Annotated in this window: 10 protein-coding genes; 5 read left to right on the forward strand and 5 right to left on the reverse strand. The window is 63.8% G+C overall.

The window, feature by feature from the left end:
- Positions 1–19: 19 nt before the first annotated feature.
- Positions 20–307 (reverse strand): succinate dehydrogenase assembly factor 2, encoded by a 288-nt coding sequence (locus tag ACLGL5_RS24900; protein ID WP_019858376.1) that lies wholly within the window; start codon positions 305–307, stop codon positions 20–22.
- A gap of 92 nt (positions 308–399) precedes the next feature.
- Between ACLGL5_RS24900 and recG the strand changes: the two genes are divergently transcribed.
- Positions 400–2,508: an ATP-dependent DNA helicase RecG gene (gene recG / locus ACLGL5_RS24905; protein ID WP_069092250.1), complete on the forward strand. Its 2,109-nt coding sequence runs from the start codon at positions 400–402 to the stop codon at positions 2,506–2,508.
- Here the strand turns inward: recG and ACLGL5_RS24910 are convergent.
- From ACLGL5_RS24910 to ACLGL5_RS24925, 4 genes are all read right to left on the reverse strand, one after another.
- Positions 2,460–3,212, reverse strand: coding sequence for a DUF502 domain-containing protein (locus ACLGL5_RS24910; RefSeq protein WP_019858378.1), 753 nt, complete (start codon positions 3,210–3,212; stop codon positions 2,460–2,462). The genes recG and ACLGL5_RS24910 overlap by 49 nt on opposite strands.
- Before the next feature lie 90 nt (positions 3,213–3,302).
- Positions 3,303–5,126 carry a glutamine--fructose-6-phosphate transaminase (isomerizing) gene (gene glmS, locus ACLGL5_RS24915; RefSeq protein WP_069092251.1) on the reverse strand — a complete coding sequence of 608 codons (1,824 nt, stop codon included), beginning with the start codon at positions 5,124–5,126 and terminating at the stop codon, positions 3,303–3,305.
- Positions 5,127–5,330: 204 nt separating this feature from the next.
- The gene (gene glmU, locus ACLGL5_RS24920; RefSeq protein ID WP_069092252.1) at positions 5,331–6,707 is read right to left on the reverse strand and encodes a bifunctional UDP-N-acetylglucosamine diphosphorylase/glucosamine-1-phosphate N-acetyltransferase GlmU; all 1,377 of its coding nucleotides are present in this window, start codon (positions 6,705–6,707) and stop codon (positions 5,331–5,333) included.
- 158 nt (positions 6,708–6,865) lie between these two features.
- The gene (locus ACLGL5_RS24925) at positions 6,866–7,612 is read right to left on the reverse strand and encodes a cytochrome c biogenesis CcdA family protein (RefSeq protein ID WP_019858381.1); all 747 of its coding nucleotides are present in this window, start codon (positions 7,610–7,612) and stop codon (positions 6,866–6,868) included.
- Positions 7,613–7,789: 177 nt separating this feature from the next.
- Here ACLGL5_RS24925 and ACLGL5_RS24930 point away from each other — a divergent pair, with 177 nt between their 5' ends.
- The 4 genes from ACLGL5_RS24930 to ACLGL5_RS24945 all read left to right on the forward strand — a co-directional run bounded on the left by ACLGL5_RS24930 (position 7,790) and on the right by ACLGL5_RS24945 (position 13,921).
- Positions 7,790–8,167, forward strand: coding sequence for a COG4315 family predicted lipoprotein (locus ACLGL5_RS24930; protein WP_019858382.1), 378 nt, complete (start codon positions 7,790–7,792; stop codon positions 8,165–8,167).
- Between the two features lie 367 nt (positions 8,168–8,534).
- On the forward strand, positions 8,535–11,156 hold the full coding sequence (topA, locus tag ACLGL5_RS24935; RefSeq protein WP_019858383.1) for a type I DNA topoisomerase: 2,622 nt from the start codon (positions 8,535–8,537) through the stop codon (positions 11,154–11,156).
- A gap of 6 nt (positions 11,157–11,162) precedes the next feature.
- Positions 11,163–13,469: a ribonuclease R gene (rnr, locus tag ACLGL5_RS24940; protein WP_494372787.1), complete on the forward strand. Its 2,307-nt coding sequence runs from the start codon at positions 11,163–11,165 to the stop codon at positions 13,467–13,469.
- Positions 13,469–13,921: a DUF983 domain-containing protein gene (locus ACLGL5_RS24945; RefSeq protein ID WP_069092254.1), complete on the forward strand. Its 453-nt coding sequence runs from the start codon at positions 13,469–13,471 to the stop codon at positions 13,919–13,921. Before rnr ends, ACLGL5_RS24945 begins: the two co-directional genes overlap by 1 nt.
- Positions 13,922–13,927: the final 6 nt, after the last annotated feature.

Genomic DNA, 13,927 nt, shown 5'->3' on the forward strand with positions numbered 1-13,927 from the left:
TTCCTGGAATTGCTTTTGTTCAGAAAGTCATGGTCCGGCGGGACGCCAGGATCTTTTGCAGGACAGGACAATCGATATCCGCCGGGATCGGGCGTTCACCGGTGATCAGCGGCAGGAATTCGGTGTCGGAAATGTCGAGGAGCCTCTCATATTGTTCGATTTCCTCAGCCGTCAAGGCGCCGATCTCGGCGTCGGCGAAGGTGCCGAGAATGAGATCCATCTCGCGCATGCCGCGGTGCCACGAGCGGAACAACAGCTTGCGGCGGTGGGCGTCCAGCCCCTCGCTTGATCGTTTCGTTCCGGTCATTGTGGCGCATCCTCACTTGCTGCGGCGCATATAGCGTGGATAGAAGGGGCTGTCAGCCTTGCGCTGTGGCCGTCGCGACATAAGCTGACATCATGCGTCCTTCCATCCTCGATCCGCTGTTTGTTCCGATCACTTCGCTTGCCGGCGTCGGACCCAAGGTCGGCGCGCTGATCGAGAAGGTCGTCACGGCGGATCTTGGTGATCGAGCGGCCCGCGCGGGCGACCTGCTGTTCGTGCTGCCGCACACCGTCATCGACCGCCGCAGCCGGCCGGGCATCGCCGGTTCCGCGGAAGGCCAGATCGTGACCCTCGACGTGCGCATCGACCGTCACCAGCCGCCGCCGCGCGGCAACCGGTCGGTGCCTTACAGGGTCTTTGCCCATGACGATACCGGCGAGATCGGCCTGACCTTCTTTCATGCGCACGCCGCCTATCTCGAAAAGGCAATGCCCGTGGGCGAGCATGTCGTGGTCTCGGGCCGCATGGAATGGTTCAACGGCCGTCCGACCATGGTCCACCCCGACCATATCGCGCTGGCCAGCGAAGCAGAGAACCTGCCGCTGGTCGAACCGGTCTACCCGCTCACCGCAGGGCTCTCGGGCAAGGTGCTGCGCCGCGCGTTCGGCCAGGCGCTGGCGCGCCTGCCCGAATTTCCGGAGTGGCAGGATGGCGCCTTCATGCGCCGGCACACCTTTCCCACCTTTGCCGACGCGCTTACCCGCATCCACAATCCGGCCGATCCCATCGACGTTTCCATCGACGGCGCGGCCTGGCGGCGTCTTGCCTATGACGAGTTGCTGGCGGGCCAGGTCTCGCTGGCGCTGGTGCGGGCAAAGATCCGCCGCCTGTCCGGCCGCCCCCTGGTCGGCGACGGCCGCATCGTCGAGAAACTGCGCGCAGCCCTTCCCTATTCGCTGACCGCAAGCCAGGAATTCGCGCTGGCCGAAATCAATGCCGACCTTGCCGACCCCGAGCGCATGCTGCGGCTGCTGCAGGGCGATGTCGGCTCAGGCAAGACGGTGGTCGCGCTGCTTGCCATGGCGCGCGCCGTCGAGGCCGGCGGCCAAGCGGCACTGATGGCACCGACCGAAATCCTGGCGCGCCAACATCTGGCGACGATCGCGCCGCTCGCCGCCAGAGTCGGGCTGCGCATCGCCATACTCACCGGCCGCGAAAAGGGCCGCGAACGCACCGAAACACTGGCCGGCCTGGCAAGCGGCGAGATCGACATCGTCGTCGGCACCCACGCGCTGTTCCAGGAGACGGTTACCTTCCACGATCTGGTGCTGGCCGTCATCGACGAGCAGCATCGTTTCGGCGTCCATCAGCGGCTTGCGATCACCGCCAAGGGCGATGCGCCCGACATGCTGGTGATGACGGCCACACCGATCCCGCGCACGCTGGTGCTGACCGCCTTCGGCGACATGGATGTCTCCAAGCTGACGGAAAAGCCGGCCGGTCGCCAGCCGATCCGCACCGTCACGCTGCCGCTGGAACGGCTCGACGAACTGGTCGCCCGCATGCAGGATGCCGTCGCCGGCGGCCAGAAAATCTACTGGATCTGCCCGCTGGTCGAGGAGTCCGAAGAGATCAAGCTGATGTCGGCCGAGGATCGCTTTGCCTCGCTGAAACCGCTGTTCGGCGACCGCATCGGCCTTGTCCACGGCCGCATGAAGGGCGCCGAGAAAGACGAGGCGATGCGCGCCTTCAAGGAGGGCGAAACCCGCATCCTGATCGCCACCACGGTCATCGAGGTCGGCGTCGACGTGCCCGACGCTACCGTCATGGTCATCGAACATGCCGAGCGTTTCGGCCTTGCACAGCTGCACCAGCTACGCGGACGGGTCGGGCGCGGCGACAAGCCCTCCTCTTGCGTGCTGCTCTACAAGGATCCGCTCGGCGAGACCGCAAAACGCCGGCTGTCGGTGATGCGCGAGACCGAGGACGGCTTCTTGATCGCCGAGGAAGACCTGAAATTGCGCGGCGAAGGCGAGCTGTTGGGCACCCGCCAGTCCGGCACACCGGGGTTCCAGGTGGCGCGCATCGAGGCGCATGCCGATCTCCTGGAGGCAGCCCGCGACGATGCAAGGCTTATCCTGTCACGCGACCCGGAATTGCAATCCGACCGCGGCGAGGCGCTGCGCCTGCTGCTCTATTTGTTCGGCCGCGACGAGGCCGTACGGCTCCTGCGCGCCGGATGAGGCCCTAGTGGCGGATTGGCGACCGTTCCGTTGATCGGCTCGCCATTCAGCGTCACCATCTTGCTTTTCACCTCCGGCGCCACCAGCCCGGCCGAGACAATCAGCTTGGCGCCGTCCTCAATCGTCATGTCGAGCAGCACGATGTCCGACTTCAGCACATACATCAGGAACCCGGTCGTCGGGTTCGGCGTGCAGGGCATGAACACGGCAATCAGCGGGTCGCCTTCCTGGTCAAGTTTCTCGTTGATCTCGGTTTCCTTCTCGCTGGCGACGAAGACCAGCGACCACACGCCCTTGCGCGGATATTCGACCAGCCCGACCTGGCGGAACATGTCGCCCTTGTTCGACAGCACGGTCTCGAAGATCTGCTTCAGCGAGCCATAGATGCCGCGCACCAGCGGCATGCGGCCAAGCAGGCGCTCGCCGAAACCGACAATGGCGCGGCCGACAATGTTGGCGGTGAGGAAACCGATCAGCGTGATCAGGATCAGCGCGACGATTAGCCCGAACCCCGGAACAGGGAACGGCAGATAGGTGTCGGGACTGTAACGCGCCGGAATATAGGGCTTCACCCAGGAATCGACCCAGCCGATGAACGACCAGGCGATATAGGCGGTGATGGCCAGCGGCGCGCAGACGACGAAGCCCGTGAGGAAATAGTTCCTCAGCCGGGTCATGCCGGAGGTCTTGGGAGCATCGGACATGGTTCACCGGGCGCGGGTTGCAGCGCAACATTAGTGAACCGGGACGCCGTTTGGAACTGCGAAGTTTTTAAAGAGCGCCTGTTAAGGCCCCTACTCCACCGTCACGGATTTCGCCAGATTTCGGGGCTGGTCGACGTCGGTGCCCATGAACACGGCGGCGAAGTAGGCCAGCATCTGGATCGGCAGCGCATAGATGATCGGCGAGATGATTTCAGGCACGTCGGGCAGGATGATCGTCTCCATCGTCTTGACGCTCACCTGCGCCGCCCCTTTGCTGTCGGTGATCAGGATGATCTTGCCGCCACGCGCCGCCACTTCCTGCATGTTCGACACGGTCTTTTCGAAAATGCGGTCATGCGGCGCAATGACGATGACCGGCATGTTCTCGTCGATCAGCGCGATCGGCCCATGCTTCAACTCGCCCGCCGCATAGCCCTCGGCGTGGATGTAGGAGATTTCCTTGAGTTTCAGCGCGCCTTCCATGGCCAGCGGGAAATTGGTGTCGCGGCCGAGATAGAGCACGTCCTTGTAGCGTGACAGTTCGCGCGCGATCCGCTCGATCTGCTCTTCGAGCTTGAGCACCTGGTTGGCATAGCGCGGCGCTTCCGAAAGCGCGCGCACCAGGGTCTTTTCCTGCTCCTTCGAAATCACCCCGCGCGCCACGCCGGCGCGCACCGCAAGCGAGGCCAGCACCGACAGCTGGCAGGTGAAAGCCTTGGTCGAGGCGACGCCGATCTCGGGGCCGGCCAGTGTCGGCAGCACGACGTCGGATTCGCGCGCCATGGTCGATTCGCGCACATTGACGACGGCGCCGATCTTCATGCCGGCCTTGCGGCAATAACGCAGCGAGGCCAGCGTGTCGGCGGTCTCGCCCGATTGCGAGATGAAGAAGGCGGCGTCATTGGCCGACAGCGGCATCTCGCGGTAGCGGAACTCCGAGGCGACATCGATGTCGACCGGCAGCCGCGCATAGCGCTCGAACCAGTATTTGCCGATCAGGCCGGCGAGATAGGCGGTGCCGCAGGCCGAAATCGCCAGCCGGCCGATCTTGGCGAAGTCGAACGGCAGGTCGAGCGGCTTGGAGACGCCGGAGACGAAGTCGACATAATGCGCCAGCGTGTGCGAGATCACCTCGGGCTGTTCATGGATTTCCTTCTCCATGAAATGCCGGCGGTTGCCCTTGTCGACCATGAAGGAGGTCGACAGCGACTGCTGGCGCTTGCGCTCGACTTGTCTGCCGTCGATGTCGAAGATGGCGACGCTGTCGCGGCGCACCACCGCCCAGTCGCCGTCCTCGAGATAGGTGATCGAATTGGTGAATGGCGCCAGCGCAATGGCATCGGAGCCCAGGAACATCTCGCCGTCGCCATGGCCGACGGCCAGCGGCGGGCCATTGCGGGCGCCGACGATCAGGTCCTCATCGCCCTTGAACATGATGGCCAGCGCAAAGGCGCCTTCCAGCCGCTTCAGCGCCTGATGCGCCGCCTCGACCGGCTTCAGTCCCTTGGCCAGTTCGCGCGCCACCAGATGCGCCACGACCTCGGTGTCGGTCTGCGAGGAGAAGGCATAGCCGTCGCGGACCAGTTCGTCGCGCAGCTCGGCAAAGTTCTCGATGATGCCGTTGTGGACGATGGCGACGCCGTCGGAAAAATGCGGATGCGCATTGGTCTCGTTGGGCACGCCATGGGTGGCCCAGCGTGTGTGGCCGATGCCGATCGTGCCGTCGAGCGGCTCCTCCTTGAGCCGGCGTTCGAGGTTGATCAGCTTGCCTTCGGCGCGGCGGCGGGCGAGCTTGCCATGTTCGATGGTGGCCACACCGGCCGAGTCATAGCCGCGATATTCGAGCCGCTTCAGCGCATCGACGATGAGCGGCGCAACCTGCGAATGGCCGACGATTCCAACGATACCGCACATGCAGACAGCCCCCGATTCCCCGTGGAAAACCAGCGCTATTTAGGGATGGCCGGCCTACCGCGAAAGTCACATTGCATTTCGTCCGGTGTAACGGACGTTTCTCCACGCATGCACCATGCCAGACCGCTCTTGCAATCCGGTTACTGCAATTGGTCGGTTTTTCGATTGCTTCGGCGGAAGTAAAGCCGCCGGCTGACCGCTAGACTAGTGATCGGCGCCAGCCGCCTTCTTCTTCGCCGCCGCGGCCGAGGCAAAGCGCTCGCGCAATTCCTTGCCCTTTCCGGGGATCGTCTTCTGGCGGGCGCGGCCGAAGGCCAGCGCGTCGTCGGGCACGCTTTCGGTGATGACGCTGCCCGAGGCAATGTAGCCGCCCTTGCCGATCGAAACAGGCGCCACCAGCGAGGAGTTCGAGCCGACGAAGGCGCCCTCGCCGATATCGGTGAAGAATTTCGAATAGCCGTCATAATTGCAGGTAATGGTGCCGGCGCCGATATTGGCGCCCGCGCCGACGCGGGCATCGCCGATATAGGTCAGATGGTTGACCTTGGCGCCCTCCTCGATGACAGCCTGCTTGACCTCGCAGAAATTGCCGACCTTGGCTTTGTTCCGAAGATCGGCTCCCGGCCGCAACCGCGCGAACGGACCGACATCGCAGTTCGCGGCAATGGTTGCGCCTTCGATATGGCTGAAGGCATGGATCTTGGCGCCGCCGGCGATCTTCACGCCCGGGCCGAACCAGACATTCGGCTCGACGATGGTGTCGGCGCCGATCTCGGTGTCGTGCGAGAAATACACGGTCTCCGGCGCGATCAGCGTCACGCCCGACAGCATCGCCTCCTGACGGCGGCGCGCCTGCCAGATGCCTTCGGCCTGGGCCAGTTCGGCGCGGTTGTTGATGCCGAGCGCATTCTCGAAACTGGCCTCGGTGGCGACGACATCAAGGCCCTGCGCACCGGCGATCTCGACGATGTCGGTGAGATAATATTCGCCCTTGGCGTTCTTGTTGCCTACCGCGTCGAGCAGTTTCAGCGCATGGGCGCCGGCCACCGCCATCATGCCGGCATTGCAAAAACCGATCTTCTTTTCCGCCTCGGAACAGTCCTTTTCCTCGCGGATGGCAATCAGTTTGCCACCTTTTTCGACCAGCCGGCCGTAGCCGTTTGGAAGAGGCGGACGGAAGCCGATCACCGCGACGGCCGCGCCTTCGGCGAGTTTCAGCCGCGCCAAGTTCAGCGCTTCCGCATCGATCAGCGGCGTGTCGCCGAACATCACCAGGATGTCGTCATAACCCCTTGATATCGCTTCGCGTGCGGCAAGAACAGCATGCGCCGTACCCAAGCGCTCTTCCTGCACGAAGGTTTCGGCCTTGGGCGAGAACTTCGCCACCGCCTTGCGCATCTCTTCCGCACCATGGCCGATGACGATCGCATCGCTACTGGCACCTGCGGCGTCGGCCGCCTTGACCACATGGGCGACCATCGGCAGGCCTGCGATCTGGTGCAGCACCTTCGGCAGCGCGCTCTTCATGCGCGTGCCTTCGCCGGCGGCGAGAATGACGGACAGGCAGGATCTCTGGCTCATAGGCGAACAACCATAGGAAAAGGGTTGGGAATCAACACAGGATAGCAGTGGCGCCATGCTGCACCAATGCGGTTAAATTCCGGTGAGATGACGGAGCCGCCGACTCTTAATCAGCTAGTCCACAGCTCGATCCTAACAGCAATAGCGGCATTGGCGATCTACCCCAGCCGGCCCAGCACCGGGAAATTCTCCAGCAGCCAGTAGGACACGGTCTGCACGCCGCCGGTGAGGAAAAACACGCCGGCGACCACCAGCAGCGCGCCGATCGCCTTTTCGACGCGGCCGAGATGGACGCGGAATTTGCCGAGGAAGCGCATGAAGGCGCCGGAAAATAGCGCCGCGATCAGGAAGGGGATGCCCAGCCCGAGCGAATATGCGGCGAGCAGCAGCGCGCCCTCGCCCACCGTTTCGCGCCCGCCGGCCAGCGTTAGGATCGGCCCCAGCACCGGACCGATACAGGGCGTCCAGCCGAAGGCGAAGGCCAGCCCCATGACATAGGCGGCGACGGCACTGGCCGGCTTGCCTTGCGACTGGAAGCGCGCCTCGCGCGACAGCAGCGGAATGCGCAATATGCCGAGGAAATTCAGGCCCATAAGGATGATCAGCACGCCAGCGCCCATCGCCAGCGGCTCCTGCCAGACGCGCAACAGCCGGCCGATGGTCGAGGCGCCGGCGCCGAGTGCCACGAACACCGTCGAGAAGCCGAGCACGAAGGCGATCGAGGAATAGAGCAGCGCGCCGCGTGTGCCTTCGCGGGCCGTGACACCGGCATTGCCGCGAAAATCGTCGACCGACACGCCTGCCATGTAGCAGAGATAGGGCGGCACCAGCGGCAGCACGCAAGGCGACAGGAACGAGATGGCTCCCGCCCCGACGGCGCTGACATAGCCGATGTCCAATGCCATTCCAAAACTCCAAACGCTCCCCGGCGGATATAGCGACGGCCGGGCATGTCTGCCAATCACCATTGTGTGGAAATTCAGCGGCATACGGACATGGGGACGAAAGCGCCGGCATGCGACGTTGATATCAAAGAGGCCGCGATTTCCCGCGCGTCTCCAATATCAGCCAGGGAGATTTCCATGAAAACCATAACCATAGGGCTGGCCGCGCTGCTTCTCAGCACCGCCGCATCCTTTGCCGCCGACGCCTGGAAGGAGGCCGATGTAGGCGGCACCAAGATCTTCACCGATGCCAAGGGTATGACGCTCTATACCTATGACAAGGATGAGAAAGGCAAGTCGAACTGCTACGACAAATGTGCCGCCAACTGGCCACCGCTGAAGGCGGAGGCCGGCGCGAAGACTTCGGAAGGATGGACAATCGTCGACCGTACCGACGGCACCAAGATGTGGGCCTATGACGGGAAGCCGCTTTACACATTCATCAAGGACAAGAAAGCCGGAGATGTGAGCGGCGATGGCGTCGCTGGCGTCTGGCATACCGCCAAAGCCGATTGATCCTCGATACCATTGCCCGCCTGCCGGCGGGACAAGGCTGGTCGCCGGGCATTCCTCCATGCAGCCGGCGGCCAGCGTCAGGCGGCCTTCCCCTCGTCGTCCCGGCATCGTACGCAAGCCACCTTCTCCGCGACTCGGCGAAAAATGAATCGGGCCGTTTGCACCGAGCGGGGGACGTCATCCCTCCAAGCCAAAATCTGTGATTTTCTCCATACACTCTAAGAGTGTATTGCTGCGGACAGCTCCGCAATTTGGGCGCTTCCCCTTGACCGGATGCAAAAGCGCGGCCATGTGAGCGGCAAATAGAACGAGATTTCGTCGCGCGCAGCGGAATTCTTCTGCCGCATCACAGCTGATATGAGACCTCATGGACGTCGTCGTCGTCGAATCGCCGGCCAAGGCGAAGACAATCAACAAATACCTCGGCAAGAACTATAAGGTTCTGGCCTCGTTCGGCCATGTCCGCGATTTGCCGGCCAAGGACGGCTCGGTGCGCCCGGATGAAGACTTCGCCATGTCCTGGGCGGTCGACACCGCCTCGGGCAAGCGGCTCGCCGACATCGCCAAGGCGGTCAAGGATGCCGACGGCCTGATCCTCGCCACCGACCCGGATCGCGAAGGCGAGGCCATTTCCTGGCATGTGCTGGAAGTGTTGAAGCAGAAGCGTGCGCTGAAGGACAAGCCGGTCAGCCGCGTCGTCTTCAACGCCATCACCAAATCGTCGGTGCTGGAGGCCATGGCCAATCCGCGCCAGATCGACGCGCCGCTGGTCGATGCCTATCTTGCCCGCCGGGCGCTGGACTATCTCGTCGGCTTCACCCTGTCGCCGGTGCTGTGGCGCAAACTGCCCGGCGCCCGCTCGGCCGGCCGCGTCCAGTCCGTGGCCTTGCGCCTAGTCTGCGACCGTGAATCCGAGATCGAACGCTTCATCCGCGAGGAATATTGGCAGATCGCCGCCATCCTCGGCACGCCGCGAAACGAGACTTTCGAAGCGCGGCTGACCGCCTTCGAGCGCAAGAAGCTGCAAAAGCTCGACATTGCCAACAAAGCGCAGGCCGACGACATCAAGGCGATGCTCGAGGGCGCGACCTTCAAGGCGTTGTCGGTGGAAGCCAAGCCGACCAAGCGCAACCCTGGCCCGCCCTTCACCACATCGACGCTGCAGCAGGCCGCTTCATCGGGCCTCGGTTTCTCCGCCACCCGCACCATGCAGGTGGCGCAACGGCTCTATGAAGGCATGGAGATCGGCGGCGAAACGACCGGCCTGATCACCTATATGCGAACCGACGGCGTCCAGATGGCGCCCGAGGCGATCGACGCTGCCCGCGACGCCATTGCCAAGGAATTCGGCCCGAAATATCTGCCGGAAAAGCCGCGTTTCTACACGACCAAGGCCAAGAATGCCCAGGAAGCGCACGAGGCAATCCGTCCGACGGATTTCATGCGCACCCCGGCATCGGTTCGGCAATATCTCGATTCCGACCAGATGCGGCTCTATGAGCTGATCTGGAAGCGCGCCATCGCCAGCCAGATGCAGCCGGCCGAGATCGAGCGCACGACAGTCGAGATCGAGGCTGTCAACGGTGCACGCACCGCCGAGCTTCGCGCTGTCGGTTCGGTCGTTCGCTTCGACGGCTTCATCGCCGCCTACACCGATCAGAAGGACGACGACGCGGAGGACGAGGAAAACCGCCGTCTGCCGGAAATCCGCGCCGGCGAGCAGCTTGCCCGCCAGGCGATCAACGCCACCCAGCACACGACCGAGCCGCCGCCGCGCTATTCCGAGGCCACGCTGATCAAGAAGCTGGAAGAACTCGGCATCGGCCGGCCTTCGACCTATACGGCAATCCTGAAGACGCTCGAGGACCGCGACTATGTCACGATCGACAAGCGCCGGCTGGTGCCGCAGGCCAAGGGCCGCCTGTTGTCCGCTTTCCTCGAAAGCTTCTTCGAGCGCTACGTTGAATATGACTTCACGGCATCGCTGGAGGAAAAGCTCGACGAGATTTCCGACGGCAAGCTCGCCTGGAAGGACGTGCTGCGCGATTTCTGGAAGGATTTTTCCGGCGCCGTCGCCGACATCAAGGAACTGCGCGTCACCGACGTGCTCGATGCACTGAACGAGGAACTGGCGCCGCTGGTGTTCCCCGCGCGCGAAGACGGCTCGAACCCGCGCATCTGCCCGAAATGCGGCACCGGCAACCTCTCGCTGAAGCTCGGCAAGTTCGGCGCCTTCGTCGGCTGCTCGAACTATCCCGAATGCTCCTTCACCCGCCAGCTCGGCGACGCCGCCAATCCGAATGGCGAGAATGGCGGCGGGGATGACGGCACCAAGGTGCTCGGCAAGGATCCCTACACGGCCGAGGAAATCACCCTGCGCTCGGGTCGCTTCGGCCCCTACCTCCAGCGCGGCGACGGTAAGGACGCCAAGCGCTCGAGCCTGCCCAAGGGTTGGACGCCCGAGACCATCGACCATGAGAAAGCATTGGCGTTGCTGGCGCTGCCGCGCGATATCGGCAAGCATCCTGAAACGTCCAAGATGATCTCGGCCGGGCTCGGCCGCTACGGCCCGTTCGTGCTGCATGATGGCACCTATGCCAATCTCGACAGCATCGAGGATGTGTTCTCGATCGGCCTCAACCGCGCCGTCACGGTGATTGCCGAGAAGCAGTCGAAGGGCAAGGGCGGCCGTAATGGCGGCACGCCGGCGGCCCTGAAGGAGCTTGGCGACCATCCGGACGGTGGCGGCAAGATCGTCGTGCGCGACGGCAAATACGGGCCTTACGTCAATTTCGGCAAGGTCAACGCCACGCTGCCCAAGGGCAAGGATCCGCAATCGGTGACCATCGAGGATGCGTTGGCGCTGATTGCCGAGAAGGAAGCAAAGGGCGGCGGCGGCAAGAAGCCGTTCCGCAAGGCGGCAGCCGCCAAGGCGCCCGCAGCCAAGAAAACAGCCGCCAAGAAGCCGGCGGCGAAGAAAAAAGGGTAGGACGGCGTGGCGCGCAGGATCACCGGACGGAGCCACGGCGATCCGCGCACCGCCGATACGAGGGCCAAGGTCAAGGACGACTACCGGCCTTCGCGCGACGAAATCCTGCGCTATATCGCCGAAAATCCCGATCGTGCCGGAAAACGCGACATCGCCAAGGCTTTCGCGCTGCGTGGCGACGACCGCATCTGGCTGAAAGATATTTTGCGCGACTTGCAGGATGAAGGCGTGCTCACCAAGGAGCGCAAGCGGCTGGCCCGCGTCGGCGCCCTGCCCCATGTCGCCGTGCTCGACATCTTTGGCCGTGACGGCGACGGCATTTTGCTGGCCCACCCGGCGGAGTCCGTAACCACCGGCGAGCCACCTGTCGTCTCGATCCGCGTTTCGCGCAGTGGCAACGGTCCGGCGCCAGGCATTGGCGACCGGGTGCTGGCCAAGACCTTCCCGACCGATGATCCGTCCGGCCCCGCCTACACCGGCCGGGTCATGAAGATCTTCGAGAAGCGCACCGATGCCGTCCTCGGCGTCTTCCGCGTGCTTAAGGACGGCACCTTCCGCATCGAACCGGTGGAACGGCGCCAGCCCGAACTGATCGTCGACAAGGAATTCCAGAACGGCGCTGAGAATGGCGACCTGGTCGAGGTCGAGCCGGCGCGGGCTTCCCGCTACGGGCTGCCGAGAGCCAAGGTGCTCAATGTGCTCGGCTCGCTGACCAGCGAAAAAGCGGTCTCAATGATCGCCATCCACGCCCACGACATCCCGCACATCTTCCCGGCCGATGTCATCGCCGAATCCGAAGCCGTCAAGCCGGCGACGCTGGATCACCGTGAGGACTGGCGCGACCTGCCACTGATCACCATCGATCCGGCCGACGCGAAGGACCATGACGACGCGGTCTTCGCGACGCCCGATCCCGACGAAAAAAACCCGGGCGGCGTGATCGCCACCGTGGCGATCGCCGACGTCGCAGCCTATGTCCGCTATGGCACGGCGCTGGACCGCGAGGCCTTGAAGCGCGGCAATTCGGTCTATTTCCCGGATCGCGTCGTGCCGATGCTGCCCGAGCGCATCTCGAACGACCTCTGTTCGCTGCGCGAGGGCCAGGATCGCCCGGCGCTGGCCGTGCGCATGACCTTCTCCGCCGACGGCCACAAGATCCGGCACTCCTTCCACCGCGTGATGATGAAATCGGCGGCGAAGCTCGCCTATCCGCAGGCGCAGGCGGCTATCGACGGCGTGCCCGACGACAAGACCGGTCCGATCCTCGACACGGTGCTGAAGCCGCTCTGGGATGCCTATGCGATCCTCAAGCGCGGTCGCGCCGGCCGTCAGCCGCTCGAACTCGACCTGCCGGAGCGTAAGATCATGCTCAAACCGGATGGCACGGTCGACCGTGTCATCGTGCCGGAACGCCTCGATGCCCATAAGCTCATCGAAGAATTCATGATCCAGGCCAATGTCGCCGCCGCAGAGACGCTGGAGGCGAAGAAGCAGGCGCTGGTCTACCGCGTGCACGACGCGCCGTCGCTCGCCAAGCAGGAATTGCTGCGCGAATTCCTGCAGACGCTCGGCCTGTCGCTGGCGCGCGGCGCGCAGATGCGGCCCAGCCAGTTCAACGGCATTCTCGAGCGCGTGCGCGGCGCCGACAATGAGGCACTGGTCAACGAAGTGGTGCTGCGCTCACAGAGCCAGGCCGAATATTCGCCCGGGAATATCGGCCATTTCGGCCTCAACCTGAGGCGCTACGCCCATTTTACCTCGCCGATCCGCCGCTATGCCGATCTGATCGTGCATCGCGGGCTTATTGCCGCACTCGGCCTCGGTCCGGGAGGACTGACACAGGACGAAGCAGCTCGTCTCGAAGACGTTGCGATCCTGATCTCCGGCACGGAACGGCGTGCCATGGCGGCCGAGCGCGACACGGTCGACCGGCTGATTGCAGCCTATCTCGCCGAACGCATCGACGACCGGTTCGACGCCCGCATCTCCGGCGTCACCAAATCAGGACTATTTGTCCAATTGCCGCAATATGGCGCCGATGGCTTCATCCCCGTGTCAACTCTGGGCGGCGATTACTATATATACGACGAAACCGCTCGCTCGCTCTTCGGAGAACGCACGGGCAAAGGCTACCAACTCGCGGACCATGTCGAGGTCCGGCTCGTCGAGGTGGCACCGATGGCCGGCGCCATGCGCTTCGAGATGCTGACCGACCCGAAGCCCCTGCCAGGCTCCACCAGGTCGTTCCACAAGGCCAAGGGCCGCGCCCGTGCGTCGCAATCGCGACCAGGTTCGCGCGGCAGGAGACGATAATGCCAAAGGAATTAGGGATACAAGAACAGGTTTTCGGCGGTGAACATCACACGGGCCGGGTTGCCCGCCCCTTGTGGACGGCGATGAAGCGCGGCCTTTTGGGCCGCTGCCCGAACTGCGGCGAAGGCAAGTTGTTTCGCGGCTTCACCAAGACTGTCGAGACCTGCAGCGGCTGTGGCGAGGAAATCCACCACCATCGCGCCGACGACCTACCGGCCTACCTGGTCATCGTCATCGTCGGCCACATCGTTCTCGGCGCCTTCATGGGCGTCGAAGCGACATCGACGCTGTCCACCTGGCAGCACATCCTCATCTGGGTGCCCTTGACCATCATCTTGTCGGTTGCCCTGCTGCAGCCTGTCAAAGGCGCCGTCATCGGACTGCAATGGGCGTTCTATATGCACGGATTCGGTGGCGAAAAGGATGGGGCGAGCTCCCACCACGGCGCCTGATGCGCC

The organism is Mesorhizobium sp. U510, assembly GCF_059180695.1.